This window comes from Helicobacter valdiviensis (genome assembly GCF_003245365.1).
Lineage (GTDB): Bacteria > Campylobacterota > Campylobacteria > Campylobacterales > Helicobacteraceae > Helicobacter_D > Helicobacter_D valdiviensis.
Genome location: NZ_NBIU01000009.1, coordinates 1 through 25,234, shown reverse-complemented (window position 1 = coordinate 25,234; position 25,234 = coordinate 1). Strand labels below are relative to the sequence as shown.

Genomic DNA, 25,234 nt, shown 5'->3' with positions numbered 1-25,234 from the left:
TTTCTCTCAAAAAATAAAATAAAATGCAAAATATTTGTGTTGTAGAAATATTATTATTTTCCTTTTTAAAAGGAAATAAATTTAATAATTAACACAATAAAAAAGTTAAAAACTATTGATAAAAGAGCATAAAATCAGTATAATTGCAACTTCCAAAAAATATTTACATCAAATTTTGATGAGTTCTTTGAAGGAAAAAAAATGGAAAAAATTAGACTTAAGTTGAAAGCCTATGATCATCGTGTTCTTGACAGATCAGTAGTATCTATTGTAGATGCTGTGAAAAGAACCGGTGCAGAGATTCGTGGTCCTATTCCACTCCCAACTAAAAAGAGACGCTACACAGTTTTAAAATCTCCTCACATTAACAAAGATTCAAGAGAGCAGTTTGAAATTCGTGTGCATACTCGCATTATTGATATTGTATCAGCTACACCCGATACTGTGGATAGCTTGACAAAATTAGATATGGCACCTGAAGTGGATGTAGAAGTCCGCTCAATGGGTAAATAAGGGGCATAAATGGAATTTTTAGTAGAAAAGATTGGAATGAGTAGGACAATTGGTAAGCCAAGTATTCCTGTAACTTTGCTAAAAGTGAAAGATGCTAAAGTTTGTGAAATGTTTGAAGGTGGTAAAGCGCTTGTTGCTTATCATCAAGGAAAAACATTGAATAAAGCAATTGCTGGAGTGCAAAAAAAATATAATCTTGATAAAGAATTTAATCGTTTTGCAACTTTAGCAGTAAGCAATACAGAAGCAGGTGATTTGGATTTATCTCTTTTAGAGAGTGCAAAGAGAGTTAAAGTATCTTTTAATACAAAAGGTAGAGGCTTTAGCGGTGTTATGAAAAGATGGAATTTCCAAGGTGGTCCAGCAGCTCATGGTAGTAGATTTCACAGAGCTCCAGGTTCAATTGGAAATCGTGAATGGCCAGGTCGTGTTCAGCCAGGTAAAAAAATGGCAGGACATTATGGAAATGAAAAAGTAACTGTTCAAAATGAAATTGTTTCTTTTGATAAAGAGCATAATGTTTTGGTTTTAAAAGGTTCAGTTCCAGGCTTTAATGGAGCGTTTGGAAAGATAAAGGTTGTAAAATGAGTAAAGCAATTATTTTAGATTCGCAATTAAAAAAGAGCGGTGAAGCTGCGTTGCCAGAAAGCTATCAAAGCATCAATTCGCACAATCTTTATTTGTATGTTAAGTCATTTTTGGCTTCTTTGCGTGCAAATAATGCAATGGCTAAAACTCGCGGAAAAGTAAGCGGTGGTGGTAAAAAACCATGGAGTCAAAAAGGTGGCGGTAGAGCAAGAGCGGGTAGTATTACTTCTCCTGTATTTGTAGGAGGTGGTGTTGCTCATGGTCCTAGCAATAATAGAAACTATAATTTAAAAGTAAATAAAAAGCAAAAAAGATTAGCTTTACAATATGCCTTACAAGAAAAAGCAAACAATGGTAGTTTATTTATTGTAGATAAAATTAATATAGAAAGTGGCAAGACAAAAGATGCTGTAAATTTGTTCCAAGCATTAAATCAAAGAAGCACTTTGTTTGTTTGTGAAGCATATAATGAGAAAACTTACCTTGCTTTTAGAAATCTAAAGCAATGCTATTTGATTGATGGAGCAGAGTTAAATGCTTATTTAGTAGCCACATTCAGATCGGTAGTGATTGAAAAATCGCTTTTTGAAACTATCACTAAAGAGGGTTAAAATGGCAGGTATTACAGATATTAAATCCATTATGTATACAGAGAAGTCTCTTAAGCTTCAAGAGCAAGATGTTTTAGTGGTGCAAACTTCACCAAGTTTGAGTAAAACACAGCTTAAAGAAGTGTTTAAAGAGTATTTTGGAATAACTCCTTTGTCTATTAATTCTTTAAGACAAGAGGGAAAAGTAAAAAGATTCCGCGGTGTTATCGGTAAAAGAAATAACTTCAAGAAGTTTTATGTGAAGCTTCCTGAGGGTGCAAAAATTGAATCATTAGCGGTATAAAGGGGTAAGACATGGCAATTAAAACATATAAACCATACACTCCTAGTAGAAGATTTATGAGCAACCTAAGCTCAGAAAATATTACTGCTAAGCCAAGTGTAAGAAAATTATTAGTGAAGCTTCCCGTTCATGCAGGAAGAAACAATAATGGTAGAATTACAAGTCGCCACAAAGAGGGTGGAGCTAAAAAACTTTATCGTATTATTGATTTTAAAAGAAATAAATTCAATATTGAAGGTAAAGTAAGTGCGATTGAATATGATCCCTATAGAAACTGTAGAATCGCCTTAGTTACTTACAAAGATGGTGATAAAAGATATATTATCCAACCAAGTGGTTTGAAAGTGGGAGATACTGTGCTTTCAGCAGAAGGTGGATTAGATATTCGTCTAGGTTATGCTATGAAATTAAAAAACATTCCTATTGGAACTGTTGTGCATAATATTGAAATGTATCCAGGTCGTGGCGGTCAGCTTGCAAGAAGTGCAGGAGCTAGTGCACAGCTTATGGGTAGAGAGGGAAAATATTCTATTCTTAGAATGCCAAGTGGAGAGATGAGATATATTTTAGGTGAATGTATCGCTACAATTGGTGTAGTTGGAAATGAAGATTTTGCAAATATTTCTATTGGTAAAGCAGGTAGAAATAGACATTTGGGAATTAGACCTCAAACAAGAGGTTCAGCAATGAACCCAGTAGATCACCCGCATGGTGGTGGTGAAGGTAAAACAGGTTCTAGCGGACATCCAGTTTCACCTTGGGGAATGCCAGCTAAAGGTTATAAGACTAGAAAGAAAAAAGCAAGTGATAAGCTTATTATTTCAAGAAGAAAAAAATAAGGAAAACAAATGGCTAGATCAATAAAAAAAGGTCCTTTTGTTGATGAACACTTAATGAAAAAAGTAACAAAAGCAAAAGAGGCAAAAGACAATAAACCAATCAAAACTTGGTCACGAAGAAGCACAATTATTCCAGAAATGATTGGCTTAACCTTCAATGTTCATAATGGGAGAGCATTTGTTCCTGTGTATGTTACAGAAAATCATGTGGGTTATAAGTTGGGTGAATTTGCACCTACTAGAACTTTTAAGGGACACAAAGGTAGTGTCCAAAAGAAAATTGGTAAGTAAGGGGAGAAGATGAGTAAAGCATTATTAAGATATATTCGTTTATCACCTACTAAGGCTCGTTTGATAGCAAGAGAAGTGCAAGGAATGAATGCAGAACTTGCGATTGCTTCTTTAGAGTTTATGCCAAATAAGGCTGCAAGAGTGATTTCTAAGGTGATTGCTTCAGCAGTAGCAAATGGTGGTTATGAGGCTGAAAATGTGATTGTTTCTTCTTGCAGAGTGGATGCAGGTCCGGTTTTAAGAAGATTTACTCCACGCGCTAGAGGTAGAGCAACTCCAATTAGAAAACCCACTTCACATATTTTAGTTGAAGTAGCACAAAAAAGTAAGGATAAATAATGGGTCAGAAAGTTAATCCTATTGGTTTGAGACTTGGTATTAATAGAAATTGGGAATCAAGATGGTTTCCTGCATTTGCGAGTGCGCCACAAAATATTGCTGAAGATCACAAAATTAGAAAGTTTCTTAAAAAAGAGCTATATTATGCAGGCGTTAGTGATATTATTGTTGAGAGAACTGCAAGAAAAATCCGTGTAACTGTTGTGGCAGCACGCCCAGGAATTATTATCGGTAAAAAAGGTGCAGATGTTGAAAAACTAAAAGAATCTTTAAAGAAAATTGTTAATAAAGATGTGTTTATCAACATTAAAGAAGTTAAAAAGCCACAAAGTAATGCACAACTTGCAGCAGAGAGTGTAGCAACACAACTTGAAAGAAGGGTAGCTTTTAGAAGAGCTATGAAAAAAGTAATGCAAGGTGCTATGAAATCAGGTGCTAAAGGTATTAAGGTAAGAGTTTCAGGTCGTCTAGCAGGTGCAGAGATGGCAAGAACAGAATGGTATATGGAAGGAAGAATTCCACTTCATACTTTAAGAGCTAAGATTGATTATGGTTTTGCAGAAGCTTTAACAACTTATGGGAATATTGGTGTTAAAGTATGGATCTTTAAGGGAGAAGTTCTTCAAAAAGGGATTCAAGCTGAAAAACAACAAGAGAGTGGCGAAGAGAAAAATACTCGTCCAGCTAGAAAAAGAAAGGGGCAATAATCATGTTAATGCCAAAAAGAACAAAATATAGAAAGCAAATGAAAGGTAGAAATCGCGGTAAAGCATTTCGTGGAACTTCACTAGCTTTTGGTGAGTTTGGAATTAAAGCTTTAGAGCATGGTAGAATTGATTCTCGCCAAATTGAAGCAGCTCGTATTGCTATGACGCGTGCTACAAAAAGAACAGGAATGGTTTGGATTAGAGTATTCCCAGATAAGCCACTTACTGCAAAACCTCTTGAAACTCGTATGGGTAAAGGTAAAGGTGCGGTAGATAAGTGGGTTATGAATATTAAGCCAGGTAGAATTATTTATGAAATGGGTAGTGTTGATGAGGCTTTAGCAAGACATGCATTATCATTGGCACAAAGTAAGCTCCCTTTTAAAACAAAAATTGTAACTAGAGAGGGTGAAAATGAAATTTACTGAGATTAATACAAAAAGTCTTGAAGAATTAAAGACGCTATTAAAAGAAAAAGAAACTTCATTGTTTGAATTGAGATTAAAGCTTAAAACAATGCAATTAACAAATTCTAGTGAAGTAAGAGCAACTAAAAAAGATATCGCAAGAATTAAAACGGCTCTTAATGCACTACAAAGGAGGGCTTAATGAGTGCAACACAACCGCATAAAAGAGTAGTGCAAGGTAAAGTTGTAACTAAAACAGGCGACAAGAGTGTTACAATTTTAGTAGAAAGAAGAGTAACACATCCAAAATATAGAAAAATTGTTAAAAGATTTAAACGCTATATTGTGCATGATGAGAACAATAGCGTAAAAGTGGGCGATGTAATTGAAGCAATTGAGTGCAAGCCTATTTCAAAAAGAAAATCTTTTACACTTCATAAAGTTGTTTCAGTAGGGGTTGAGCTATGATACAAAGTTTTACGAGATTAAATGTAGCTGATAACAGCGGTGCAAAAGAAGTAATGTGTATTAAGGTTCTTGGTGGAAGCAAAAGAAGATATGCAACAGTTGGTGATGTAATTGTTGCTTCTGTAAAAAAAGCTCTACCAAGTGGTAAAGTTAAAAAAGGACAGGTTGTAAAAGCAGTTGTTGTAAGAACAAAAAAAGAGCTTCATAGAGAAGATGGAGCTTTAATTAGATTTGATGATAACGCAGCTGTTATTTTAGATAGCAAGAGAGAACCGATTGGAACTCGTATCTTTGGACCTGTGGGAAGAGAAATTCGTTATGCTAATTTTATGAAAATCGTATCATTAGCACCGGAGGTATTATAATGGCGAAATTTAAAATTAAAAAAGGTGATATGGTAGAAATTATCGCGGGAGATGATAAAGGCAAAAAAGCTAAGATTTTGCGTGTAATTCCTAAGAATTCTCAAGTGATTGTAGAGGGATGCAAAATTGCTAAAAAAGCAGTAAAGCCAAGCGATAAAAATCCAAAAGGTGGTTTTATTGATAAAGAAATGCCTATTCATATTTCAAATGTTAAGAAAGCGGAGGACTAAGTAAATGTTTCAATTAAAAACCGCATATAAAAATGAAATTAGAGCAAAATTAGCAGAAGAGCTAGGAATTAAAAATCCTATGCTTTTACCTAAATTAGAAAAAATTGTAATTAGTGTGGGTGCAGGTGAGTATGCAAAAGACACTAAGATTATGCAAAATATTGCTGATACTATTTCCCTTATTGCAGGACAAAAAGCAGTGATTACTATTGCAAAAAAATCTGTTGCAGGTTTTAAAATGCGTGAGGGTATGCCTATGGGTGTAAAAGTTACATTAAGAGGTAATCAAATGTATAACTTCTTAGAGAAGTTGATTGTGATTGCTCTTCCAAGAGTTAAAGACTTTAGGGGTATTCCTCGTAATGGATTTGATGGAAGAGGAAATTATAACTTTGGTGTTACCGAGCAACTTATTTTCCCAGAGGTAGTGTATGATGATATTATGGTAAGTCATGGTATGAATATCACTTTTGTAACATCTGCTACAAATGATAAAGATGCCTTTAAATTGCTAGAGCTTTTTGGCTTACCTTTTGCAAAAGGAAGAACAAATGGCTAAAAAATCTATGATAGCAAAAGCTGCTAGAAAACCTAAATTTAAAGTAAGAGCATATACAAGATGCTCTATTTGTGGAAGACCGCATTCAGTATATAGAGATTTTGGTATTTGCCGCGTTTGCCTTCGTAAAATGGGTAATGAAGGGTTAATACCTGGACTTAGAAAAGCAAGTTGGTAAGGGGAAAATATGGTAAATGATATTATTGCAGATTCATTAACAAGAATTAGAAATGCAAGTATGAGAAGATTAGATACTACAACTTTGTATTATGCAAAAATTGTAGTTTCAATCTTGGAGGTTTTCCAAGCTAAAGGTTTTATTGAAGGCTATAAGGTTGTAGAAAAAGATAAAAAACAATCTATTAATGTAGTGCTAAAATATGATGAAAAAGGACGCTCTGTTATTAATGAAATTACTAGAATTTCAAAACCAGGTAGAAGAGTGTATAAAGCTAGAAGTGAATTGAAACATTTTAAAAATGGTTATGGGACAATTGTAGTTAGCACATCTAAGGGTGTAATTGCTAATGATGAAGCTTATAAGGCAAATGTTGGCGGTGAAGCCCTTTGCAGTATTTGGTAGGAGAATTGAATGTCAAGAGTTGGTAAAAAACCTATTAGCATTCCAAGTGCTATTTCAGTTAGTGTAGAAGGAAGCAAAATAGTTTTTAAAGGTGGTAAGCTTACTAAAGAATTAGAAACTTACGGACGCGTTGGGATTGCTTGTAAAGATAATGAGCTTGTTTTTTCTCTAGTGGGTGAAGATGCTCAATCAAGAGCTTATTGGGGAACTTATAGAGCTTTAGCAAATAATATTGTAATAGGCTTAAGCGAAGGTTTTACGAAGCAATTAGAGATTAATGGAGTAGGTTATAAAGCAGCCGTAAAGGGTAAAGTTTTAGAGCTTGCTCTAGGATTTTCACATCCTATTAATTATGATATTCCAGAAGGTGTTGAAATTAGCGTAGATAAGAATATTATTGTAATTAAAGGTGCTGATAAGCAACAAATAGGGCAAATTGCAGCAGAAATTAGAGAGTTTAGACCGCCAGAGCCTTACAAAGGCAAGGGAATTAAATACAGCGATGAGCGCATTATCCGCAAAGCTGGTAAAACTTCTAAAAAATAAGGGTAAGTCATGACAAGTAAGATTATTAGAAGAAAAAGAACTCTAAGAGTTAAAAGAAAGTTAAGAATTCGTTCAAAAATCTTTGGACATGCAACAGCCCCAAGATTAAGCATTTTTAGATCTAATAGATATTTCTATGCACAAGCTATTGATGATGTAAAAGCAGTAACTTTAGCAAGTGTTGATGGTAAAAAGATGGGCTTAAAATGCAACAAAGAAGATGTTAAGAAAATTGCTAAGGCTTTAGCAGATGCTTTAAAAGCAAAAAACATCAATGAAGTAATCTTTGATAGAAATGGTTATCTATATCATGGTGTTGTTGCTAGTTTTGCAGATTCTCTTCGTGAGAATGGAATAACTCTGTAGGGGATAATATGGAAATTAATAGAGAAGACTTTAAAGAAGTTGTGGTAAATGTCGGCCGTGTAACTAAAGTTGTTAAAGGTGGTAGAAGATTCCGCTTTAATGCATTAGTAGTAGTTGGTAATAAAGAAGGATTAGTGGGCTTTGGCTTAGGAAAAGCTAAAGAGGTTCCAGATGCTATCAAAAAAGCAATTGATGATGCTTTTAAAAACATTGTTAAGGTAAATATTAAAGGAACTACAATCGCTCATGATGTTCAAGAAAAATACAATTCAAGCATCATTTTGCTAAAGCCTGCAAGTGAGGGAACAGGTGTGATTGCTGGTGGTTCTGTGCGCCCTGTGCTGGAAATGGCTGGAATTAAGGATATTTTGACAAAATCTTTAGGCTCAAATAACCCTTATAATGTAGTGCGTGCTACTATTGAAGCACTTACTAAAGTTAAAGCTTAAGGAGAGTTTATGGCATTAGAAAACTTGGCACCTGCTAAAGGTAGCGTAAAAAAAATCAAAAGAGTAGGACGCGGTCAAGGTAGCGGTATGGGTAAAACTTCTACAAGAGGTGGAAAAGGACAAACTGCTAGAACAGGCTCTAAGCAAAAAAGAGGTTTTGAAGGTGGTCAGCAACCTTTACAAAGAAGATTGCCAAAGGTAGGTTTTACAAGTAGAGTTGTAAAGCCTTATGTGATTAATGTGCAAAAAATTGAAAAAGTAGCTACACTTTCTGAAATTACTTTTGAAACTATTAAAGAAGTCCATAGCTTCCCATCTTATACTACAAGTATCAAGCTGATTGGTTCTAACGCTAAAGATTTAGTAGCTAAAATTAAAGATGAAAGAATCAAAGTAAGTGGACACAAATAATGAGTAAAACAATTGTTACTAAGATACTCATTACTCTAGGCTTTCTTTTAGCCTATAGAGTTTTGGCTTATGTGCCAGTACCGGGTGTTGATACTGCTGCTATTAAAGCTTTTTTTGATAGCAATTCTTCCAATGCACTTGGTTTGTTCAATATGTTTAGTGGTAATGCAGTTGAGCGACTAAGTATCATTTCTTTAGGCATTATGCCCTACATTACAGCTTCTATTATTATGGAATTATTAGCGGCTACTTTTCCTAATTTAGCTAAAATGAAAAAAGAACGCGATGGTATGCAAAAATATATGCAAATTGTGCGTTATGTTACTGTGGTAATTACACTTATGCAAGCTGTGGGTGTTTCTATTGGTTTAAAGAGTTTAGGGACAGGGCCTAATGGTGCCATTATGATTGATATGAATGTATTTATAGCTATTTCTGCTTTTTCTATGTTATGTGGAACTATGATGCTTATGTGGATTGGAGAGCAGATTACCCAAAGAGGTATTGGAAATGGTATTAGCTTAATTATTTTTGCAGGTATTGTTTCAGGAATTCCAAGTGCAATTGCAGGAACTTTTGAGCTTGTAAATACTAAGCAGTTAAGTTGGTTAGCACTTTTATTTATTCTGGCTATTATCATCATAACAGTAGTTTGTATCATTTTTGTAGAGCTTGGAGAAAGAAGAGTTCCAGTTTCTTATTCAAGGAAAGTGGTAATGCAAAATCAAGATAAGAGAATTATGAATTATATTCCTATTAAATTAAATCTTAGCGGTGTAATTCCTCCTATTTTTGCTTCTGCTTTATTGATGTTTCCTAGCACACTTTTGCAGGCTTCTTCTAATGAAGTTATTATGAAAATAGCAGATTATTTAAATCCTAATGGATACATTTATAATGTATTGATGTTCTTATTAGTGATCTTTTTTGCTTATTTTTATTCTTCTATTGTATTTAATGCAAAAGATATTTCAGAAAATCTTAAAAGACAAGGTGGCTTTATACCAGGAATTAGACCAGGTGAGGGCACAGCAGGATTTTTAAATAATGTTGCAAGCAATTTGACATTTTGGGGTTCTTTGTATTTAGCACTTATTTCTACGCTTCCTTGGGTTTTGGTAAAAGCTTCAGGAGTTCCTTTTTATTTTGGAGGAACAGCAGTATTAATCGTAGTGCAAGTTGCTGTAGATACAATGAGAAAAATAGAAGCGCAAATTTATATGAATAAATATAAAACGCTTAGTGCGGTAGGTTTATAATGGCAATTTCTATTAGAAAACCTAATGAAATAGAACAATTGCGTAAAGCAAGCAGGATTGTAGCTAAGACGCTTAACCATTTAAAAGCACATATTAAACCAGGAATGTCTTTGAAAGAAATTGACAAAATGGGGGAGGAGTTTATCCTCTCTTGTGGTGCTACGCCTTCATTTAAGGGGTTATATGGTTTTAGCGGTTCTGTTTGCACTTCTGTAAATGAAGTAATCATCCATGGTATTCCAAACTCTTATGTTCTTAAAGAGGGAGATATTATAGGGCTTGATATTGGAACAAATTTAAATGGTTGGTATGGAGATGCTGCAATTACTTGTGGTGTAGGAAATATTTCTAAAGAAGATACAAGATTAATTGCTTGCTCAAAAGATGCACTTTATTATGCAATTAGTCAGATTAAAGTAGGTATGCATTTTAAGGAGCTTAGTGCTTTGATCGAGCAATTCATCTTAGATTATGGATATGTGCCTTTACTTGGATTTTGCGGACATGGGATTGGCAGAAAACCTCATGAAGCACCTGAGATACCTAATTATCTTGAAGGTAAAAAAGCAAAACAGGGAGACAAAATCAAAGAGGGAATGGTTTTTTGTATTGAGCCTATGATTTGTCAAAAAGAAGGGAATCCCAAAATTTTAGAAGATGAATGGAGTGTTGTTTCAACAGATGGCTTAAGAGGTAGTCATTATGAACATACGGTTGCTATTATTAATGGCAAAGCTGAAATTTTATCAAAGGAATAAAACTTGGCAAAAGATGATGTTATAGAAGTAGATGGGATTGTTAAAGAGGCATTACCAAATGCGACTTTTCGTGTAGAGTTGGAGAATGGACATATTATTTTATGTCATATTGCAGGAAGAATGAGAATGCATTATATTAAAATACTCCAAGGGGATAAAGTTAAAATTGAATTAACTCCTTATAGTTTGGATAAAGGCAGAATTACTTTTAGGTATAAGTAGTTTTTAATAAGCTTTTAAGTATAATTACCACTTTTCATAGTCGTTTAGGTGATGAATAAGCCTTTGGAGGACTATAAACTCAATGCTTAAAATTCATTTTAAGAAGCAATAAATTTTTGAAATTTAGAGCAATTCAGTAATGTTTTTTGGTTGTTACCAAAAAAGCTTGGGGTTTTAAAATATAAAACTTTAAGAATTAAAAGTTAGGAGAACTTATGAAAGTTAGACCTTCTGTTAAAAAGATGTGTGATAAATGTAAAGTTATCAAGAGAAAAGGCGTGATTCGAGTAATTTGCGAGAATCCAAAACATAAACAAAGACAAGGTTAAAAGGAAAAAGAATGGCGAGAATTGCTGGTGTTGATTTACCCAAGAAAAAGAGAATTGAATATGCTTTAACCTATATTTATGGTATCGGTTTAAAGACTTCAAGAGATATTTTAAAAGCAGTGAATATTTCTTATGATAAAAGGGTGCAAGACCTTGGTGAAGATGAAGTTTCTTCTATTGCAAAAGAAATTCAAGCTCACCACATCGTAGAGGGTGATTTACGCAAAAAAGTTACAATGGATATTAAATCTCTTATGGATTTAGGTAACTATCGAGGTTTAAGACATAGAAAAGGTCTTCCTGTTCGTGGTCAAACTACTAAAAACAATGCAAGAACACGAAAAGGTAAGAGAAAAACTGTTGGTAGTGCATCTAAATAAGGGGTAAAAATGGCTAAAAGAAATGTAACTAAAAAAAGAATTGTAAGAAAAAATATAGCAAGAGGTATTATCCATATTTCTGCTGCTTTTAATAATACAAGCGTAACAATTACTGATGAGATGGGAAATGTAATTTGCTGGAGCACAGCAGGTGCATTAGGTTTTAAAGGAAGTAAAAAATCTACTCCTTATGCAGCACAACAAGCTGTTGAAGATGCAGTAGCAAAAGCTAAAGAGCATGGTATTAAGGAATTAGGAGTTAAGATACAAGGTCCAGGTAGCGGTAGAGAAACTGCTGTAAAAAGCCTAGGTAGTATTGAGGGAATTAAAGTATTATGGTTTAAAGATGTAACACCATTGCCACACAATGGTTGTCGCCCACCAAAAAGAAGAAGAGTGTAAGGAGTTAGAATATGGCAAGATACAGAGGTCCTGTAGAAAAAATTGAAAGAAGATTTGGTGTTTCTCTTGCTTTAAAAGGTGAAAGAAGATTAGCAGGTAAGAGTGCACTAGATAAGCGTCCATATGCTCCCGGACAACATGGACAAAGACGCGGTAAAATTTCAGAATATGGTATCCAATTAAGAGAAAAACAAAAAGCTAGAATGATGTATGGTGTTTCTGAAAAACAATTTAGAGCAATGTTTGTGGAAGCAAATAGGCTTGAAGGAAATACAGGGGAAAATCTAGTAAAATTGATTGAAAGAAGATTGGATAATGTAGTTTATAGAATGGGATTTGCTACAACAAGAAGATTTGCTAGACAGCTTGTAACACATGGACATATTCTTGTAGATGGAAAAAAGCTAGACATTCCTTCTGCTCTAGTAAGCGTAGGGCAAAAAATTGAAATTTGTGAAAAAACAAAAAACAATCCTCAAATCCAAAGAGCTATTGAATTAACAAAGCAAACAGGTATTGTTCCATGGGTTGATGTGGATCAAGAGAAAGTTTTTGGTATTTTTACAAGAATGCCAGAAAGAGAAGAGGTTGTTATTCCTATTGAAGAAAGGCTCATTGTTGAGTTGTATTCTAAGTAAAATTTAAAGGAGAGTCTCTATGAAAAGTATTAAAACTTCTCCTCATGTTCCCAATAAAATTGAGGTGCGTGAGGTTGGTAAAAATAGAATACAAATCACGGCTTATCCTTTTGAATTTGGATATGCAATTACACTAGCACACCCTTTGCGTCGTTTATTGCTAGGAAGTTCTGTTGGTTATGCTCCAACAGCACTTCATATTGCAGGTGCTACACATGAATTTGATTCTGTGCGTGGTGTGGTAGAAGATGTATCGCATTTTATTGTTAATCTTAAAACCATCCGTTTTAGGATTAAAGATGAGAGCGAAGTAGTAAGTATTGATTATAAATTTAATGGTCCTAAAGTAATTAAGGGAGAAGATTTAGCAAATGATCTTGTAGATATTGTAACTCCTGATATTCACTTAGCTACTATTAATGAAGATGCAGTATTGAATTTTACTATTATTGTTAAAAAAGGTATCGGTTATGTGCCAAGTGAGGAAACAAGAAGAGAAGCACCAGAAGGCTATATGCCATTAGATGCTTATTTTACTCCTGTTAGCAATGTAACTTATTCAATTGAAAATATGCTTTTAGAAGATGATCCAAACTTTGAAAAAGTGGTTTTTGATATTCAAACAGATGGGCAAATCGAACCTTTAGCAGCTTTTAAAAATGCATTGAGTGTAATGCATAAGCAAATGGCGATTTTTAATTCTGAATTAGATATTGAAGTTCCTGAAACTGAAAGTAGTGATGAAAATCCAGAATTTAAAAAATTACTCCAAACAATTGATAGCTTAAATTTAAGTGCTAGAAGTTTTAATTGTCTTGATAGATCAGGCATTAAGTATCTAGGAGAACTAGTATTGCTTAGCGAGGATCAAATTAAAGAGATTAAAAATTTAGGCAAGAAGTCTTTGGACGAAGTTACAGCTAAATTGGAAGAGTTAGGCTATCCAGTAAGCAAAGAAGTGCCAGAAGAATTAGCAGCAATGCTGAAGAAAAAATTTGGAAAATAAATAAGGAATAATCATGAGACATGGACATGGATATAGAAAGCTTGGAAGAACATCTGCTCACAGAAAAGCTCTTCTTAAGAATCTAACAATTGCATTGATTAAAAGTGAGAAAATTGAAACTACTCTTCAAAAAGCTAAAGAATTGCAAAGCTATATTGAAAAGTTAATTACGCGTGCTAGAAATAATGATAATATGGCACATCAAGTTGTTTTTTCTCATTTGCAACACAAAGAAAGTGTAAAAAAATTAGTAAAAGAAATAGCACCAAGATATGTAGATCGTAAGGGTGGCTATACAAGAATTATTAAAACAAGAACAAGAAGAGGTGATGCAGCAGAAATGGCTTTCATCGAGCTTGTTTAATAAGCAGGTTTTCCTGCTTTTATAATTTTTAACTTCTTTTTAAAGTTCTGACTAAAAAGGAACAATCTTCTTATTTTATTTCCCTATTTTATGTAAAATTTCCGCTTTTATAAGGTTTCTATGATAGAATTATATGTTTAATACACAAAATTTTATTTCTTATTAGGAGGGAATAAATGGCAGATAATGTCAATCGTAGAGACTTCCTTGGAATGACTTTGGGTGGTATTGCAGCTGTTGGTGTTGGTGCATCATTGGTTGCTATGAAAGCCACTTGGGATCCTTTACCAAGCGTTGTTGCTTCAGGTTTTGTTACTGTAGATCTTAGCTCAATGAAAGAGGGCGAGTATAGACAAGTAGAGTATAGAGGAACGCCTGTATATATCATTAAGAAAACTGCAGAAATGAAAAAATGCGAAGAAAGAGATGTGGTAGTAGGTAATGCAGATTATAGTTTAGGTATTCAGGTATGCACACATCTTGGTTGTATTCCATCATATGATACTGGAAAGAGTGAATTTCACTGTGCTTGCCATGGTGGAAGGTTTGATGCCTGTGGTAGAAACATTTTTGGTCCGCCTCCTATTCCTATGAAGATACCTCCCTTTAAGATTGATGGTGAGAAGTTAGTTCTTGGAGAAGAAGGTCCAGAATATAAAAAGTTAGTAGGAAATGCATAAGGAGTTTTAATGGCACAGATACAAAAGGCAAATGGTATTGTTGATTGGCTAGATCAAAGAATAGCATTAAAACCACTTATGAAGGTTTTGATGACAGAATATTGGATACCTAAAAATATTAGTTTTCTTTGGGCTATGGGTATAGTTTTGGTGGTGTTATTTACACTTTTGGTTGTATCAGGATTGTTCTTACTTATGTATTATAAGCCAGATGCAAAATTGGCATTTGATAGTGTGAATTACACAATTATGCAAGAAGTGAAATATGGTTGGTTGTGGAGACATTTGCATGCAGTAAGTGCTTCTGTTTGCTTTTTGATCATCTATATCCATATGTTTGTAGCTATTTATTATGGTTCTTATAAGCGTGGAAGAGAGATGATTTGGCTTACAGGTATGATTTTATTTGGTTTGTTTTCTGCTGAAGCATTTAGTGGATATATGTTACCTTGGGGACAAATGAGCTATTGGGCTGCAGCTGTTATTACAAACCTTTTTAGCGGTATTCCTTTAGTGGGACCAGATTTAACAGAATGGATTAGAGGTAATTTTATTGTTGCTGATTCCACACTTACAAGATTTTTTATGCTTCATGTTGTGTTATTGCCAGTAGTGATTATTGCTGTGATTGCAGTGCATTTTTATACTTTGCGTGTGCCACATGTTAATAATCTTTATGGGGAAGAAATTGATTTTGAAGCAGAGGCAGAGAAGTTTAAAGCAGGAAATAAAAAAGATTCTAAAGTTATTCCTTTTTGGCCAATGTTCTTGTCTAAAGATTTCTTTGTGGCAAGTTTCTTCTTAGCAATTTTATTCTATTTGGTATGTTACCATTATAGTTTTGCGCTTGATCCTATTAATTTTGATCCAGCAGATCATTTAAAAACACCGCCACATATTTATCCAGAATGGTATTTCTTATGGAGTTATGAGATTTTAAGAGGTTTCTTCTTTAGTGCGGATTTAGGACTGATTGCTTTTGGAATTGCAAATGTGATTTTTATGCTTTTACCATGGCTTGATAGAAGTAATGTGGTAGCTCCTGCACATAAGCGTCCTGCATTTGCTGTTTGGTTTTGGGTTTTGATTGCAGATATGATTGTTTTAACCATTTATGGTAAATTACCTCCAACAGGAGTAAATGCTTATATTGGTTTTGCAGCTACAATTCTTTTCTTGGCTTTATTCTTTGTGATTTTGCCAATTATTACAAAATTAGAAAACAATAAGAATGCATAAGGAGTAAGCGATGAAAGAATTTTTAGCATTAATTATTGTGGTTGTAATTACAGGTGTTATTTATTGGGGAGTAGAGCCTTTTGCACATTCTCAAATGAATCCAGAAGTAGCCCCAGCAGATTATAAGTTTTCAGATTTGCCTGCTTTAAATGCAGAAGGTGAAGCAAATATTGAAAATGGTAAAAAACTTGTTATGGAAAATTGTGTGGCATGCCACTCTATTAAAAAAGAAAGTGTTGCTTCTCCTTTCTCTCCTAATGATGCAATAGCAGCTTATGGTGTAAATCCACCAGATTTAAGCACAGCGGGTTTGATTTATGATAAGCATTTCTTAGCAAATCTTTTAAAAGATGCAGCAGTTGCCACAAAGCAAACACATAAATTTAAAGAAATGCCACACCCTATGCCAGCTTATAATTGGATGAGTGATAGAGAAATTTTAGATATGGTTGCTTATTTAGAGTCTATTGCTCCAAAAGAGCTTAGCAATAAAGAAGTGTTTATAGATGCTTGTAGCAGATGCCATGGTATGAAATATGATAAATTGAGTGCAGAGGGTGGATTAACTACTTATATGGGGACAAAAGTTCCAGATCTTTCTATGATGATTAGAAGTAGAAGTTTAGATTATTTACATACTTTCATTAATGATCCGCAAAAAAGACTTGCAGGAACTGCAATGCCAAGAGTTGGTTTAACTGAACAGAGCGAAAAACAAGTGATTGCTTATATGGAGAGTGTAGGTGATAGTAAGAAAGCTGAACGCGAATCATTAGGCTATAAACTTGTAATTTTCATGGTTATTATGGGTGTTGTTGCATATCTTTGGAAAAGAAAAATTTGGAAAGATGCTCACTAAAATTTAACTAGCCTTTAAGGCTAGTTTTCTAATACTTTCTTATTAAAACTTTCATTTATTACTATAATTTGCTATAATCTTCTTAAAACAAATAAGGTGTAAGAGTTGCTAGAAATACTACAAGAGGCTTTTGGGCAAGTAATCAATGATACAATGCAGATGGAATTGGAGTGTGGAGAAGCAGAATTAAATTTAGGATATTTGTCTAATATTGAAATGATTTATGAAAATCAAAGTCGCTTAAAGGTAACTTTTGTATGTTCAAAAGAATTTCTTGCTTTAATGGCACTTCAAATGCTGGGTGATGATGATCCAGATGATTTAACCTTAAGAGATCTTTCGCAAGAGATTGCTAATCTTACAGTAGGCTTAAGTAAAGTATTGGCAATTAAAGAAGGAATTAGTTTTAATATTAGCACCCCTAATATTTTTGGAATGGGAGAGTTTAGCACCAAAGAATGTAAAAGTTTAAATTTTAGAGTTGCTAATACTAGCTGTTCACTTTATTTGCATAATTTTTAAAGGAGTAAAAATGCCAGCAGATGAATTTACACTAGCTAAAATTCAAGCTCCCAAACAAGAAGATTTGGCACGCTATTTAGAGGGGATTATTAATAATTATGGCGGACTTTTGGATATGGGTGTGGTATTCTGTGCGGAACTTGGCGTTACTAAAGTTCCATTGATGGATATTTTACGCTTTGAGAAAGGTTCTATTATTGATTTACAAAAACCAGCAGGTGAGAGTGTGGAGATTTTTATTAATGGTAGAATTGTTGGAAAAGGTGAAGTTATGGTATATGAAAAAAATCTTGCTATTCGTGTGAATGAAATTTTAGATTCTAATGCCATTATTTATTATCTTACGCGTGAGAGTATTGGTTCTGTATGAGGGTTTTATTAGCTTTTATTGGTTTTTGCCTCTTTTTGTATGCGGAGGGAAATCTTACAAAAGAAGAAATGGCTATCAAACAGTTGCAATCACAAACGCATTTGGAATACCAAGAAAAAATGCAAAAAGAGGGCAATATTACTTTTCCTTTTGCTATGGCACAATCCCCTTTGGAATCGGTTAATAAAATTCAATATTTAGGTGTGATTTTTGTTCTTGCTTCACTTCTTGTTTTTCTTTGGTATTTTAAAAAAAGATCTCAAAAAGTAGGTTTTGTTTTAAAAAAGGGGGCAAATATTAAAATACTTTATGAGGCAAATTTGAATTTAAATACTAAAATTGTTGTTGTGAAAATACAAAAAACTTGCTATGTTCTAGCCATAAGTTCTAATAATGTTGTTTTGCTTGATAAATATCAAGATTTTGAAGAATGCTTAAAACAAGAGAGTGAAAGATAAGAATTGATGCAAAGAAGAGAGCTTTTTGCACTTTTTATCTCTCTTTTATTGCATATTTTGATTATTGTTTTAATTTTTGTTGAGTTTCCAAATAAGGAACTCAATCAACTAAAGCATGGAAATAATGAGGGCAAACGCATTAATATTAAGGATTTTAAATTTTCTAAAGGCGTGCAACCACAAAATGCAAATTCCTCTAATAATAATCCTCAAACTCCTGCTCCACAAAAGCAGCCAACACCTATAAAAGAAGACATAAAACAGCAAAATAAGCCTAAAGAGCCAACCAAAACAACTGCTACAAAACCAACTAATCAAAAAGCTATCAAAAAAGAGCCTAAAAAACCAACTCAAAATAGCAATGATAATCAAGAGCTTATACAAAAACTTAATCAATCTACAACCACACAAATTCCACAGCAATCTAAAAAATCTAATTCTCCAAGTGCTTATGATATTAAGCCTAAAAACTCTAGTCCTTCTTTGTATCAATACTCTAATGATATGGCTTCTCAAGAGATTGAAGAGCTTTATGGAGAAGATTTGTATTCTCTTTCTAAAGAAGAGAGAAAATTTATTGAAGACAATTTAAGTGGTATAGGAAGAATTACGCAAAAGTATTTAAAATATCCAGCAATAGCAGGTAAAATAGGGCAACATGGGGACAATATTGTGGAGTTTTATTTGTATCCTAATGGGGATATTTCAGATTTGAGACTTTTAACTCCTAGTGGTTATAGGCTTTTAGATGATAATAGTGTTAAAACTATAGAAATTGCTTATAAAGACTACCCTTATCCTAGTGTAAAGACAAAAATTAGAATAAAGGTAATGTATCGTATTTATTAAATAGTTCTTAAAGAAGCATATTCTTTGGGGATAAAGCAGTCTTGAGTATGAATGATTTGAGGGTAAATCCCTTTTTCATAACCAATTTTAAAAAGACTATCTAAAGCCTTAATTTGTATGGAACTAAGTGTTTTAGAATCTTCATTAGCATAGAGATTTAAATAATGATTGAGTATTTTAGCATCCACGCGGATAAGATTTCTCTCTAAAAGCATTTTTGAAAGCAAGGGCTTGTTTTTGAGTGCGACTTCTACAGCTTTGGTTAAAATATCTTCTAATCTAATGGCTAAACTTAGGGGAATTGAGCGTAAAATACACATTCCACCAAGTGGCAGAGGTAGTTCTTCTTTATTGAGTTCGCACCAAATATCCCAAATTTCTCTTTCTACTTCTAAGCTTTCATCAAAATTTAAAATGGATTCATGGATTAAAACTCCTGCATCTACTTCATCTTCTAAAATTGCTTTTTCTATTTCTAGAAAATTTTTGTAGATAATCCTAGCTTCTGGATAGGCAATTTTAAAAAGCAAGGCGTTGGTTGTGTGCTCTCCACTTAAAGCTACTTTAAAATTTTTTTTGAGTGTTTTGGTGCGTTTTTTTACAAGTTTTGGGCCATATCCATTACCAAAGCTTACTCCCGTTCTAAGGAGGGCTTGTTCTTTAAAAAGTAATGGATAAGTAGCAAAAGAAATTGCAGAAATATCTAAAAGATTTTCTAAAGCCATTTTATTGAGAGTTTGAATGTCTAGTGCTTGATTGTGGAAGTTAATATCTCCTCCTACCCAGCCAAATGCAATTGCATAATACATAAAAATATCATCTGCATCAGGTGAATGTCCTAAGTTAATTATTTTTTTCATAATTTTCTCTTTGTAGTATTTTTCTAGAAGATTTTAGTTAAAAGTCGCTTATAAGGGATTGAATTTTGCTAATAACAAATTCTGGCTTTAAGGCTTGCATACATTGATGGTGGGATTTATCATGTTTGGGAATAGGGCAAGTGCGTTTTTTGCAAGGCATACAAGAAAGAGGATTGCCTAAGGTTTTTAGTGAGATAATATGTGCATTTTTGGAGCCAAAAGGAGAAGTTTCACTATCATTTGTAGGACCAAAAATAGCTACCATAGGGATATTAAAAGCAGCACCAATATGCATAGGACCACTATCATTTGTAACCAAAAGATCTAGTTTTGCAAAATAAGCAAGAAGGGTTTGTATATCTGTTTTGCCACAAAGATTTAAAACCTCTTCTTTGAAATCTAAAAGCGCAAGAATGCGTTTTGTGATTTCTATCTCATTAATTCCGCCAAAAAGTAAAATTTTATAGCCCTGTTGGTGTAGATAGATTGCAACTTTAGCAAAATTCTCTTCACTCCAACGCTTAGCACTGCCAAAAGCTGCCCCTGGATTTATCCCTGCAATTTTATTTGCATCTTGCAAAAGGGGTAAGGAAATTTTAGGTTTTTTTAAATAAAGCTTAGGGGTTAATTGGATTGTTGCAAAGGGCTTTATGAGAGTGGCAAAAACTAAAACTTCATGCAAAGACTTTTCTTTTTTAAAACTATGGGTAAGCAAGAAAGAACGCATTTCATTTTTATAGCCTACACGCACTTTGGCATTGTTAAAACGCAAAAAAAGTGCCGAGAGAAAATTATTTTGAAAGCTAAATGATAAATCACAAGGCGGAATGGATCTAGCAAGTTTAAAAAGTGAATAAATTCTGCATTTTGCTTGTTTGCTTCTATCTTGTAAGACTGTAGTGTTTTTGAGGTTTTTATATAGCTCGCAAGCCACTTGCGATCCCACTAGATAAAATTTGGCATTAGGATAGCTTTGGTAGAGGAGTTCTAAAGCATAGCTTGCCATAATAGCATCTCCTAGCCAGTTTGGAAGACGGATTAGAATATTCATAGGGAGCTTAAAATAGTCTTGCTTAGATTTGCAAGAGATTTTGTAGCATCTAGCGTGATGTGCGCACTTTTTGTGTAAATATCTTTGCGTTCTAAATAGAGTTTATAGGCTTTGTTAGTATCGCTAAAGAGGGGGCGTTTTGCTAGTTCTTGCGGATTTAATCTTTTTAGCAATTCTTCAAATTCTAATTCAAGATAAAAAACTTTTCCCATTGTTTTTACATCGCATACACTTGGCATTCCTCCACCAGTTGCGATAATGCAATTTTGAATATTTAAAGAGCAGAATTGACAAAATTCTTTTTCTAAATTTCTAAAATATTGCTCACCCTTTGTAGCAAAAATCTCATTAATGCTTAGATTTTCATTATTTTGGATAATATTGTCACTGTCTAAAATCAAGCGTTTGCTTTGTTGGTAGAGAGTTTTAGAAAGCGTGCTTTTGCCACTTCCCATAAAGCCTATAAGGACAATATTAGTTAAATTCAATTTCAAGCCCTTCTTGTGTGTTTTTTAGCGTGTAGTTGTATTGTCCATCTAACACAAGACTAACACGATAAAAATCTAAATGGTTTTGTAAAGTTCCTTCAGTAACAATAGGTAATTTTGTGGTAAATTTACTTTTTTGTGGCACACCTTTTTTGTTTTCAAAATCAAGAATTAAACGCATAGGAGATGCTAGAGTAAAATCTCTAAGTAGTTTATGTTTGGTTTTAATTTTTAAGGTATTTTTGTTGATATGCACTAAAAAATCTTTTCCTAATTCAAAATCCACTTTTGGAGGCATTTGGATTTTGGGTTGCAACTCTTGAGAGAGGATAAGAGGAAAATGCCAATCTATATCACCACTTAGCTCTTGTTCAATATTAGAGATAGAACCATCAAGATTTTGGTAGGTTAGAGTGATTTTTGTAATTTTCCTTGCAGTGCTTGGAAGCTGTATTTGCGTTTTAGTAAAAAGACTAAGTTCAGGTTGGTTAGAGATTAACCCGCTTTCTTTTGGGGTGATTAAGGGGGTGAAAGGATTTCTTGTTCCATTTCCTTCATTTTCATTATTTGAAGCTGTATTAATTTTAGCCACTTTAGATTCAATAGATTTATTTAATTCTTGCTTATTGGTTTGTGTAGTGTTGTTTTCCATTTTTGGAATTTCTTGAGTTTTGGGCGTATTAGCAGGAGTTTTTGGTAATTCTTCAGAAATGGGTGGAATTTCTGGTAACTCTTTGGGTTCTTGTGCAAATGCTAAAGTAACTAAACTGGCTAAAAGAATAATTTTTTTCATTTTGGCTCCAATCCTTTGAGTTCAAAAAGTTCTTTTTGTAATCTTGCATTTTCATTCATGAGACGATCTACTTCTATTCTTATAGATTCTTCTTTATTTTTTAGTTTGTGTAGCACACTTAAAGAATTTTCTCCAAAAAGAAGATTGCCAAAATAAAGTGCAAGAATACATACTAATATAATCAATGTTAAAAAGGGGAGTATTCTATAAAATCCCCCCTTAACTTGAAATGTCTTATCCAAAAAGTTTCTTTCCTAAATAGATAGGATATGCTAGCTCTTTTTCAATAGCTAGAAGTCTGTTGTATTTTGCCATTCTTTCACTTCTTGCTGTGGAGCCGGTTTTAATTTCTCCAGTATTGAGTGCAACGGCAAAATCAGCAATAAAGGCATCTTCGCTTTCTCCGCTTCTATGGCTCATAATACATTTATAGTTATTTCTTTGTGCTAGGCGGATAGTTTGCATAGTTTGAGAAATTGTTCCAATTTGGTTAGGTTTAATCAAAACTGCATTGGCAATATTTTTATTAATCCCTTCTTCTAAAATTTTTGCATTAGTTACAAAAAGATCATCGCCTACTAGTTGAATCTTTTTTCCAAGTTTTTGGGTAAGTTTCTCCCAACCATTCCAGTCATCTTCACTAAGTCCATCTTCAATGGATACAATAGGATATTTGTTGATAAGATTTTCATAATATTCTATAAGCTCTTCATTGCTTAACTTTCTGTTTTCACCTTTTAGATGATAGATACCATTTTCATCTACAAACTCACTGCTTGCAACATCTAAAGCAATTGCAATTTGATCGCCTTCTTTATAACCTGCTTTTTTAACCGCTTCCAAAATTACTTGGATAGGCTCTTCATTGGTTTTTAAATTAGGAGCAAATCCGCCTTCATCGCCAATGCTTGTAATATGCTTTTTCTCATTAAGAAGCTTTTTAAGGTGCTGGTAGATTTCTGCACTTGCTCTCATAGCTTCACTAAAGCAATCAAATCCAATAGGCATAATCATATATTCTTGAAAATCTACTGTATTATCTGCATGGCTTCCACCATTAATAATATTTAGCATAGGAGTAGGTAAAGTAAGTGCATTAGCTCCACCTAGATAGCGATAAAGAGGGATATTCAAGCTTTTAGCCGCCACTCTAGCTAAAGCCATAGAGACGCCCAAAGTTGCATTTGCACCAAGTTTTGAGAAATTATCCGTGCCATCAAGCTCTATTAAAAGATTATCAATAGCACTTTGATCATAAGGACTTAATCCAATAAGCTCTTCAGCAATGGTAGTATTTACATTTTCTACTGCTTTTAAAACGCCTTTACCAAGATAACGAGTGTCACCATCACGCAATTCTAGTGCTTCTCTTTTTCCAGTGCTTGCACCACTGGGGACAATAGCACTTGCAGAGCTTCCATCACTTAGTAAAATGGTTGTTTTAACTGTTGGATTACCTCTACTATCAAGAACTTCTTGGGCTTGTATTTCATCAATATAATTCATCTTTTCTCCTTAAAATTATGCTTCTTGTTCGTCTTCATCTCCACCATTTGACAAATCATCGGTAATAGAGATAGAAGCTTTGATTTTATCTTCAATTTCTTGTGCAATTTCTTTGTTTTCTTTTAGGAAGGCTTTTGCATTTTCTTTGCCTTGCCCTAGTTTTTTATCACCATAGCTAAGCCATGCACCGCTTTTATCTACAATATCAAGTTTGACGCCATAGTCAATGAGTTCTCCCTCTTTGCTAATTCCTTCACCAAACATAATATCAAATTCTGCTCCTCTAAAGGGGGGTGCAACTTTGTTTTTAACAACTTTTGCTTTAACGCGGTTGCCGATATTTTGTTCTCCTTGTTTTAGGGTGGCTACGCGTCTTACATCTACTCTAACACTCGCATAGAATTTTAAAGCATTTCCTCCAGTAGTGGTTTCAGGACTTCCATATCCCATTACTCCAATTTTCATACGGATTTGATTGATGAAGATTACAGTAGTATTCATTTTGTGGATAATACCTGTAACTTTACGCAGAGCTTGACTCATAAGCCTTGCTTGAAGTCCTACATGCTGATCTCCCATATCGCCTTCAATTTCGCTTTTTGGAGTGAGCGCGGCAACTGAATCAATAACAATTAAATCCACACCGCCACTTCTTGTAAGAGTTTCTAGAATCTCTAAGGCTTGTTCTCCAAAATCAGGTTGAGAAACAAGTAAATTTTCTACATCTACCCCCAATCTTTTGGCATAGGTTACATCAAGAGCGTGTTCTGCATCAATAAATGCACAAATACCGCCATTTTTTTGGCACTCTGCGACAATTTGTAGTGCTAGAGTGGTTTTTCCAGAGCTTTCAGGTCCATACACTTCTATAATTCTTCCTTTTGGAATACCGCCAATTCCTAGTGCAATATCTAAGCCTAAAGAGCCGGTGCTAATTGCATCAATTTTCTCAACAGGTTTATCTCCAAGCCTAATAAGAGCACCTTTGCCAAAGGCTTTATCAATTTGTTTGATAGCAAGCTCAATTGCTTTTTGCTTGTTTTCATCTAGTGCCATTTATTCTCCTATTTTGTGCCATCATTGCAAGAATTGCTATCCACAATCTTTGCAAAGTGCAAATCCATAAATAAAAGCTTTATTCTAGCCAAAAAAAAATAAATTTAGTGTAATTTTAAAAAGTTTTCAAAGATTAATTTAAAATTTTCATTCTAAAACTTAAACGAGAATTCTTTTAATAAAAACAACAAATAAGATTTGAAAGATGTAGTTTTGGTATTTAATCTATATAAAAAATATCTAACTTACCTTAAAACAAACATTCTTTATTAATAAACTATATGCAATATAAATATAAAAATAGATATAAAATATCAATATCAATATAAAATAAATATAGATACTAAAAATAAATATAAACACCAATATAGATATAGATATAAATATAAATACTAACAATAAATATAAATATAAACACCAATAGCCAATATAGATATAGATGTAGATATAAACACCAATATAAATATAAAAATAGATATAGATATAGATACTAATAATAGATACAGATATAAAAGCAAATATAAATATTATTAAATAAAATTTAGAATATAAAAATAATAATTTTATAATTCATAAAATCTTAAAAAATA

At 33.5% G+C, this 25,234-nt stretch carries 43 protein-coding genes; 36 read left to right on the top strand and 7 right to left on the bottom strand.

From position 1 onward, the window contains the following. The first annotated feature begins 201 nt into the window (after positions 1-201). The 36 genes from rpsJ (at position 202) to B6S12_RS04355 (ending at position 18,890) form a co-directional block, all read left to right on the top strand. Positions 202-513, top strand: a complete 312-nt coding sequence (gene rpsJ / locus B6S12_RS04530; RefSeq protein ID WP_111229620.1) for a 30S ribosomal protein S10 — start codon at positions 202-204, stop codon at positions 511-513. 9 nt (positions 514-522) lie between these two features. After that, complete coding sequence (gene rplC / locus B6S12_RS04525) at positions 523-1,101, top strand: 50S ribosomal protein L3 (protein ID WP_111229619.1); 579 nt, start codon at positions 523-525, stop codon at positions 1,099-1,101. Next, on the top strand, positions 1,098-1,712 hold the full coding sequence (gene rplD, locus B6S12_RS04520) for a 50S ribosomal protein L4 (protein WP_111229618.1): 615 nt from the start codon (positions 1,098-1,100) through the stop codon (positions 1,710-1,712). Before rplC ends, rplD begins: the two co-directional genes overlap by 4 nt. A 1-nt stretch (position 1,713) precedes the next feature. Beyond that, positions 1,714-1,995, top strand: a complete 282-nt coding sequence (locus B6S12_RS04515; protein WP_111229617.1) for a 50S ribosomal protein L23 — start codon at positions 1,714-1,716, stop codon at positions 1,993-1,995. 11 nt (positions 1,996-2,006) lie between these two features. After that, a complete protein-coding gene (gene rplB / locus B6S12_RS04510) occupies positions 2,007-2,834 on the top strand; it encodes a 50S ribosomal protein L2 (protein WP_111229616.1) in 828 nt (275 codons plus the stop codon). Positions 2,835-2,843: 9 nt separating this feature from the next. Next, on the top strand, positions 2,844-3,125 hold the full coding sequence (gene rpsS / locus B6S12_RS04505) for a 30S ribosomal protein S19 (RefSeq protein ID WP_111229615.1): 282 nt from the start codon (positions 2,844-2,846) through the stop codon (positions 3,123-3,125). 9 nt (positions 3,126-3,134) lie between these two features. Further along, positions 3,135-3,464, top strand: a complete 330-nt coding sequence (rplV, locus tag B6S12_RS04500; RefSeq protein WP_111229614.1) for a 50S ribosomal protein L22 — start codon at positions 3,135-3,137, stop codon at positions 3,462-3,464. Then, positions 3,464-4,171, top strand: a complete 708-nt coding sequence (gene rpsC / locus B6S12_RS04495; RefSeq protein ID WP_111229613.1) for a 30S ribosomal protein S3 — start codon at positions 3,464-3,466, stop codon at positions 4,169-4,171. Before rplV ends, rpsC begins: the two co-directional genes overlap by 1 nt. A 2-nt stretch (positions 4,172-4,173) precedes the next feature. After that, complete coding sequence (gene rplP, locus B6S12_RS04490; protein WP_111229612.1) at positions 4,174-4,599, top strand: 50S ribosomal protein L16; 426 nt, start codon at positions 4,174-4,176, stop codon at positions 4,597-4,599. Further along, positions 4,586-4,780 (top strand): 50S ribosomal protein L29, encoded by a 195-nt coding sequence (gene rpmC, locus B6S12_RS04485; RefSeq protein ID WP_111229611.1) that lies wholly within the window; start codon positions 4,586-4,588, stop codon positions 4,778-4,780. Before rplP ends, rpmC begins: the two co-directional genes overlap by 14 nt. Beyond that, positions 4,780-5,046: a 30S ribosomal protein S17 gene (gene rpsQ, locus B6S12_RS04480; RefSeq protein WP_111229610.1), complete on the top strand. Its 267-nt coding sequence runs from the start codon at positions 4,780-4,782 to the stop codon at positions 5,044-5,046. The genes rpmC and rpsQ overlap by 1 nt, the downstream gene beginning before the upstream one ends. Beyond that, on the top strand, positions 5,043-5,411 hold the full coding sequence (gene rplN / locus B6S12_RS04475) for a 50S ribosomal protein L14 (protein ID WP_111229609.1): 369 nt from the start codon (positions 5,043-5,045) through the stop codon (positions 5,409-5,411). The genes rpsQ and rplN overlap by 4 nt, the downstream gene beginning before the upstream one ends. Then, positions 5,411-5,641 carry a 50S ribosomal protein L24 gene (rplX, locus tag B6S12_RS04470; protein WP_111229608.1) on the top strand — a complete coding sequence of 77 codons (231 nt, stop codon included), beginning with the start codon at positions 5,411-5,413 and terminating at the stop codon, positions 5,639-5,641. Before rplN ends, rplX begins: the two co-directional genes overlap by 1 nt. 4 nt (positions 5,642-5,645) lie before the next feature. Continuing rightward, positions 5,646-6,200, top strand: coding sequence for a 50S ribosomal protein L5 (gene rplE, locus B6S12_RS04465; RefSeq protein ID WP_111229607.1), 555 nt, complete (start codon positions 5,646-5,648; stop codon positions 6,198-6,200). Then, positions 6,193-6,378 (top strand): type Z 30S ribosomal protein S14, encoded by a 186-nt coding sequence (locus B6S12_RS04460; protein WP_026943278.1) that lies wholly within the window; start codon positions 6,193-6,195, stop codon positions 6,376-6,378. The genes rplE and B6S12_RS04460 overlap by 8 nt, the downstream gene beginning before the upstream one ends. 9 nt (positions 6,379-6,387) lie before the next feature. Then, positions 6,388-6,783 carry a 30S ribosomal protein S8 gene (gene rpsH / locus B6S12_RS04455; RefSeq protein ID WP_111229606.1) on the top strand — a complete coding sequence of 132 codons (396 nt, stop codon included), beginning with the start codon at positions 6,388-6,390 and terminating at the stop codon, positions 6,781-6,783. A gap of 9 nt (positions 6,784-6,792) precedes the next feature. Continuing rightward, entirely contained in the window at positions 6,793-7,329 is a 537-nt protein-coding gene (gene rplF / locus B6S12_RS04450; RefSeq protein WP_111229605.1) for a 50S ribosomal protein L6, read from the top strand. A gap of 9 nt (positions 7,330-7,338) precedes the next feature. Continuing rightward, the gene (gene rplR, locus B6S12_RS04445; RefSeq protein ID WP_111229604.1) at positions 7,339-7,695 is read left to right on the top strand and encodes a 50S ribosomal protein L18; all 357 of its coding nucleotides are present in this window, start codon (positions 7,339-7,341) and stop codon (positions 7,693-7,695) included. An 8-nt stretch (positions 7,696-7,703) separates the two neighbouring features. Beyond that, complete coding sequence (rpsE, locus tag B6S12_RS04440) at positions 7,704-8,144, top strand: 30S ribosomal protein S5 (protein WP_111229603.1); 441 nt, start codon at positions 7,704-7,706, stop codon at positions 8,142-8,144. A 9-nt stretch (positions 8,145-8,153) separates the two neighbouring features. Next, positions 8,154-8,555: a 50S ribosomal protein L15 gene (gene rplO, locus B6S12_RS04435; RefSeq protein ID WP_111229602.1), complete on the top strand. Its 402-nt coding sequence runs from the start codon at positions 8,154-8,156 to the stop codon at positions 8,553-8,555. Then, positions 8,555-9,814, top strand: coding sequence for a preprotein translocase subunit SecY (gene secY, locus B6S12_RS04430; protein ID WP_111229601.1), 1,260 nt, complete (start codon positions 8,555-8,557; stop codon positions 9,812-9,814). Before rplO ends, secY begins: the two co-directional genes overlap by 1 nt. Further along, positions 9,814-10,572 (top strand): type I methionyl aminopeptidase, encoded by a 759-nt coding sequence (gene map, locus B6S12_RS04425; RefSeq protein WP_111229600.1) that lies wholly within the window; start codon positions 9,814-9,816, stop codon positions 10,570-10,572. Before secY ends, map begins: the two co-directional genes overlap by 1 nt. 3 nt (positions 10,573-10,575) lie before the next feature. Beyond that, positions 10,576-10,794 carry a translation initiation factor IF-1 gene (gene infA, locus B6S12_RS04420; RefSeq protein ID WP_006801843.1) on the top strand — a complete coding sequence of 73 codons (219 nt, stop codon included), beginning with the start codon at positions 10,576-10,578 and terminating at the stop codon, positions 10,792-10,794. Between the two features lie 215 nt (positions 10,795-11,009). After that, on the top strand, positions 11,010-11,123 hold the full coding sequence (rpmJ, locus tag B6S12_RS04415) for a 50S ribosomal protein L36 (protein WP_005022299.1): 114 nt from the start codon (positions 11,010-11,012) through the stop codon (positions 11,121-11,123). Between the two features lie 11 nt (positions 11,124-11,134). Beyond that, positions 11,135-11,503 carry a 30S ribosomal protein S13 gene (gene rpsM, locus B6S12_RS04410; protein WP_111229599.1) on the top strand — a complete coding sequence of 123 codons (369 nt, stop codon included), beginning with the start codon at positions 11,135-11,137 and terminating at the stop codon, positions 11,501-11,503. A gap of 9 nt (positions 11,504-11,512) precedes the next feature. Next, on the top strand, positions 11,513-11,905 hold the full coding sequence (gene rpsK, locus B6S12_RS04405) for a 30S ribosomal protein S11 (protein WP_111229598.1): 393 nt from the start codon (positions 11,513-11,515) through the stop codon (positions 11,903-11,905). A gap of 11 nt (positions 11,906-11,916) precedes the next feature. After that, entirely contained in the window at positions 11,917-12,543 is a 627-nt protein-coding gene (rpsD, locus tag B6S12_RS04400) for a 30S ribosomal protein S4 (RefSeq protein ID WP_111229597.1), read from the top strand. A gap of 19 nt (positions 12,544-12,562) precedes the next feature. After that, positions 12,563-13,549, top strand: a complete 987-nt coding sequence (locus B6S12_RS04395; protein WP_111229596.1) for a DNA-directed RNA polymerase subunit alpha — start codon at positions 12,563-12,565, stop codon at positions 13,547-13,549. Positions 13,550-13,562: 13 nt separating this feature from the next. Continuing rightward, positions 13,563-13,913 carry a 50S ribosomal protein L17 gene (gene rplQ / locus B6S12_RS04390; protein ID WP_111229595.1) on the top strand — a complete coding sequence of 117 codons (351 nt, stop codon included), beginning with the start codon at positions 13,563-13,565 and terminating at the stop codon, positions 13,911-13,913. A gap of 176 nt (positions 13,914-14,089) precedes the next feature. Then, complete coding sequence (petA, locus tag B6S12_RS04385) at positions 14,090-14,593, top strand: ubiquinol-cytochrome c reductase iron-sulfur subunit (RefSeq protein WP_111229594.1); 504 nt, start codon at positions 14,090-14,092, stop codon at positions 14,591-14,593. A 9-nt stretch (positions 14,594-14,602) separates the two neighbouring features. Further along, a complete protein-coding gene (locus B6S12_RS04380; RefSeq protein WP_111229593.1) occupies positions 14,603-15,832 on the top strand; it encodes a cytochrome b in 1,230 nt (409 codons plus the stop codon). A gap of 10 nt (positions 15,833-15,842) precedes the next feature. Continuing rightward, entirely contained in the window at positions 15,843-16,691 is an 849-nt protein-coding gene (locus B6S12_RS04375) for a c-type cytochrome (protein WP_111229592.1), read from the top strand. Positions 16,692-16,796: 105 nt separating this feature from the next. Further along, positions 16,797-17,213 (top strand): chemotaxis protein CheX, encoded by a 417-nt coding sequence (locus B6S12_RS04370; RefSeq protein ID WP_111229591.1) that lies wholly within the window; start codon positions 16,797-16,799, stop codon positions 17,211-17,213. A 10-nt stretch (positions 17,214-17,223) separates the two neighbouring features. Continuing rightward, the gene (fliN, locus tag B6S12_RS04365; RefSeq protein WP_111229590.1) at positions 17,224-17,583 is read left to right on the top strand and encodes a flagellar motor switch protein FliN; all 360 of its coding nucleotides are present in this window, start codon (positions 17,224-17,226) and stop codon (positions 17,581-17,583) included. Then, complete coding sequence (locus tag B6S12_RS04360) at positions 17,580-18,041, top strand: flagellar biosynthetic protein FliO (RefSeq protein WP_111229589.1); 462 nt, start codon at positions 17,580-17,582, stop codon at positions 18,039-18,041. The genes fliN and B6S12_RS04360 overlap by 4 nt, the downstream gene beginning before the upstream one ends. A gap of 6 nt (positions 18,042-18,047) precedes the next feature. Further along, positions 18,048-18,890: an energy transducer TonB gene (locus B6S12_RS04355; protein WP_111229652.1), complete on the top strand. Its 843-nt coding sequence runs from the start codon at positions 18,048-18,050 to the stop codon at positions 18,888-18,890. Here the strand turns inward: B6S12_RS04355 and B6S12_RS04350 are convergent. The 7 genes from B6S12_RS04350 to recA are packed head-to-tail and all read right to left on the bottom strand — an operon-like array spanning position 18,887 to position 24,644. Next, a complete protein-coding gene (locus B6S12_RS04350) occupies positions 18,887-19,750 on the bottom strand; it encodes a menaquinone biosynthesis family protein (RefSeq protein ID WP_111229588.1) in 864 nt (287 codons plus the stop codon). The genes B6S12_RS04355 and B6S12_RS04350 overlap by 4 nt on opposite strands. A gap of 37 nt (positions 19,751-19,787) precedes the next feature. Further along, positions 19,788-20,801: a lipopolysaccharide heptosyltransferase II gene (gene waaF, locus B6S12_RS04345; protein WP_111229587.1), complete on the bottom strand. Its 1,014-nt coding sequence runs from the start codon at positions 20,799-20,801 to the stop codon at positions 19,788-19,790. Beyond that, the gene (locus B6S12_RS04340; RefSeq protein ID WP_111229586.1) at positions 20,798-21,289 is read right to left on the bottom strand and encodes a shikimate kinase; all 492 of its coding nucleotides are present in this window, start codon (positions 21,287-21,289) and stop codon (positions 20,798-20,800) included. The genes waaF and B6S12_RS04340 overlap by 4 nt, the downstream gene beginning before the upstream one ends. Next, a complete protein-coding gene (locus B6S12_RS04335) occupies positions 21,276-22,082 on the bottom strand; it encodes an AMIN domain-containing protein (RefSeq protein WP_245892526.1) in 807 nt (268 codons plus the stop codon). Before B6S12_RS04335 ends, B6S12_RS04340 begins: the two co-directional genes overlap by 14 nt. Beyond that, positions 22,079-22,267 (bottom strand): hypothetical protein, encoded by a 189-nt coding sequence (locus tag B6S12_RS04330; protein ID WP_245892524.1) that lies wholly within the window; start codon positions 22,265-22,267, stop codon positions 22,079-22,081. The genes B6S12_RS04335 and B6S12_RS04330 overlap by 4 nt, the downstream gene beginning before the upstream one ends. 49 nt (positions 22,268-22,316) lie before the next feature. Continuing rightward, positions 22,317-23,588, bottom strand: a complete 1,272-nt coding sequence (gene eno / locus B6S12_RS04325; RefSeq protein ID WP_111229584.1) for a phosphopyruvate hydratase — start codon at positions 23,586-23,588, stop codon at positions 22,317-22,319. Positions 23,589-23,603: 15 nt separating this feature from the next. After that, the gene (gene recA, locus B6S12_RS04320) at positions 23,604-24,644 is read right to left on the bottom strand and encodes a recombinase RecA (RefSeq protein ID WP_111229583.1); all 1,041 of its coding nucleotides are present in this window, start codon (positions 24,642-24,644) and stop codon (positions 23,604-23,606) included. Between the last annotated feature and the right edge of the window lie 590 nt (positions 24,645-25,234).

Bases quoted from the DNA above. Each gene is read 5' to 3' on its own strand.
- rpsH (WP_111229606.1), top strand. From the start codon at position 6,388: ATGGTAAATGATATTATTGCAGATTCATTAACAAGAATTAGAAATGCA.
- rplP (WP_111229612.1), top strand. From the start codon at position 4,174: ATGTTAATGCCAAAAAGAACAAAATATAGAAAGCAAATGAAAGGTAGA.
- rplF (WP_111229605.1), top strand. From the start codon at position 6,793: ATGTCAAGAGTTGGTAAAAAACCTATTAGCATTCCAAGTGCTATTTCA.
- rpsQ (WP_111229610.1), top strand. From the start codon at position 4,780: ATGAGTGCAACACAACCGCATAAAAGAGTAGTGCAAGGTAAAGTTGTA.
- rpsE (WP_111229603.1), top strand. From the start codon at position 7,704: ATGGAAATTAATAGAGAAGACTTTAAAGAAGTTGTGGTAAATGTCGGC.
- rplD (WP_111229618.1), top strand. From the start codon at position 1,098: ATGAGTAAAGCAATTATTTTAGATTCGCAATTAAAAAAGAGCGGTGAA.
- waaF (WP_111229587.1), bottom strand. From the start codon at position 20,801: ATGAATATTCTAATCCGTCTTCCAAACTGGCTAGGAGATGCTATTATG.
- rplV (WP_111229614.1), top strand. From the start codon at position 3,135: ATGAGTAAAGCATTATTAAGATATATTCGTTTATCACCTACTAAGGCT.
- rpsJ (WP_111229620.1), top strand. From the start codon at position 202: ATGGAAAAAATTAGACTTAAGTTGAAAGCCTATGATCATCGTGTTCTT.
- rpsD (WP_111229597.1), top strand. From the start codon at position 11,917: ATGGCAAGATACAGAGGTCCTGTAGAAAAAATTGAAAGAAGATTTGGT.
- rpmC (WP_111229611.1), top strand. From the start codon at position 4,586: ATGAAATTTACTGAGATTAATACAAAAAGTCTTGAAGAATTAAAGACG.
- rpsM (WP_111229599.1), top strand. From the start codon at position 11,135: ATGGCGAGAATTGCTGGTGTTGATTTACCCAAGAAAAAGAGAATTGAA.
- rplE (WP_111229607.1), top strand. From the start codon at position 5,646: ATGTTTCAATTAAAAACCGCATATAAAAATGAAATTAGAGCAAAATTA.
- B6S12_RS04355 (WP_111229652.1), top strand. From the start codon at position 18,048: ATGCAAAGAAGAGAGCTTTTTGCACTTTTTATCTCTCTTTTATTGCAT.
- B6S12_RS04460 (WP_026943278.1), top strand. From the start codon at position 6,193: ATGGCTAAAAAATCTATGATAGCAAAAGCTGCTAGAAAACCTAAATTT.
- rpsC (WP_111229613.1), top strand. From the start codon at position 3,464: ATGGGTCAGAAAGTTAATCCTATTGGTTTGAGACTTGGTATTAATAGA.
- recA (WP_111229583.1), bottom strand. From the start codon at position 24,644: ATGGCACTAGATGAAAACAAGCAAAAAGCAATTGAGCTTGCTATCAAA.
- B6S12_RS04515 (WP_111229617.1), top strand. From the start codon at position 1,714: ATGGCAGGTATTACAGATATTAAATCCATTATGTATACAGAGAAGTCT.
- rplN (WP_111229609.1), top strand. From the start codon at position 5,043: ATGATACAAAGTTTTACGAGATTAAATGTAGCTGATAACAGCGGTGCA.
- rpsK (WP_111229598.1), top strand. From the start codon at position 11,513: ATGGCTAAAAGAAATGTAACTAAAAAAAGAATTGTAAGAAAAAATATA.
- B6S12_RS04395 (WP_111229596.1), top strand. From the start codon at position 12,563: ATGAAAAGTATTAAAACTTCTCCTCATGTTCCCAATAAAATTGAGGTG.
- rplR (WP_111229604.1), top strand. From the start codon at position 7,339: ATGACAAGTAAGATTATTAGAAGAAAAAGAACTCTAAGAGTTAAAAGA.
- B6S12_RS04375 (WP_111229592.1), top strand. From the start codon at position 15,843: ATGAAAGAATTTTTAGCATTAATTATTGTGGTTGTAATTACAGGTGTT.
- B6S12_RS04350 (WP_111229588.1), bottom strand. From the start codon at position 19,750: ATGAAAAAAATAATTAACTTAGGACATTCACCTGATGCAGATGATATT.
- B6S12_RS04360 (WP_111229589.1), top strand. From the start codon at position 17,580: ATGAGGGTTTTATTAGCTTTTATTGGTTTTTGCCTCTTTTTGTATGCG.
- rpmJ (WP_005022299.1), top strand. From the start codon at position 11,010: ATGAAAGTTAGACCTTCTGTTAAAAAGATGTGTGATAAATGTAAAGTT.
- rplQ (WP_111229595.1), top strand. From the start codon at position 13,563: ATGAGACATGGACATGGATATAGAAAGCTTGGAAGAACATCTGCTCAC.
- rplO (WP_111229602.1), top strand. From the start codon at position 8,154: ATGGCATTAGAAAACTTGGCACCTGCTAAAGGTAGCGTAAAAAAAATC.
- B6S12_RS04335 (WP_245892526.1), bottom strand. From the start codon at position 22,082: ATGAAAAAAATTATTCTTTTAGCCAGTTTAGTTACTTTAGCATTTGCA.
- petA (WP_111229594.1), top strand. From the start codon at position 14,090: ATGGCAGATAATGTCAATCGTAGAGACTTCCTTGGAATGACTTTGGGT.
- map (WP_111229600.1), top strand. From the start codon at position 9,814: ATGGCAATTTCTATTAGAAAACCTAATGAAATAGAACAATTGCGTAAA.
- eno (WP_111229584.1), bottom strand. From the start codon at position 23,588: ATGAATTATATTGATGAAATACAAGCCCAAGAAGTTCTTGATAGTAGA.
- rplX (WP_111229608.1), top strand. From the start codon at position 5,411: ATGGCGAAATTTAAAATTAAAAAAGGTGATATGGTAGAAATTATCGCG.
- secY (WP_111229601.1), top strand. From the start codon at position 8,555: ATGAGTAAAACAATTGTTACTAAGATACTCATTACTCTAGGCTTTCTT.
- rpsS (WP_111229615.1), top strand. From the start codon at position 2,844: ATGGCTAGATCAATAAAAAAAGGTCCTTTTGTTGATGAACACTTAATG.
- fliN (WP_111229590.1), top strand. From the start codon at position 17,224: ATGCCAGCAGATGAATTTACACTAGCTAAAATTCAAGCTCCCAAACAA.
- rplB (WP_111229616.1), top strand. From the start codon at position 2,007: ATGGCAATTAAAACATATAAACCATACACTCCTAGTAGAAGATTTATG.
- rplC (WP_111229619.1), top strand. From the start codon at position 523: ATGGAATTTTTAGTAGAAAAGATTGGAATGAGTAGGACAATTGGTAAG.
- B6S12_RS04380 (WP_111229593.1), top strand. From the start codon at position 14,603: ATGGCACAGATACAAAAGGCAAATGGTATTGTTGATTGGCTAGATCAA.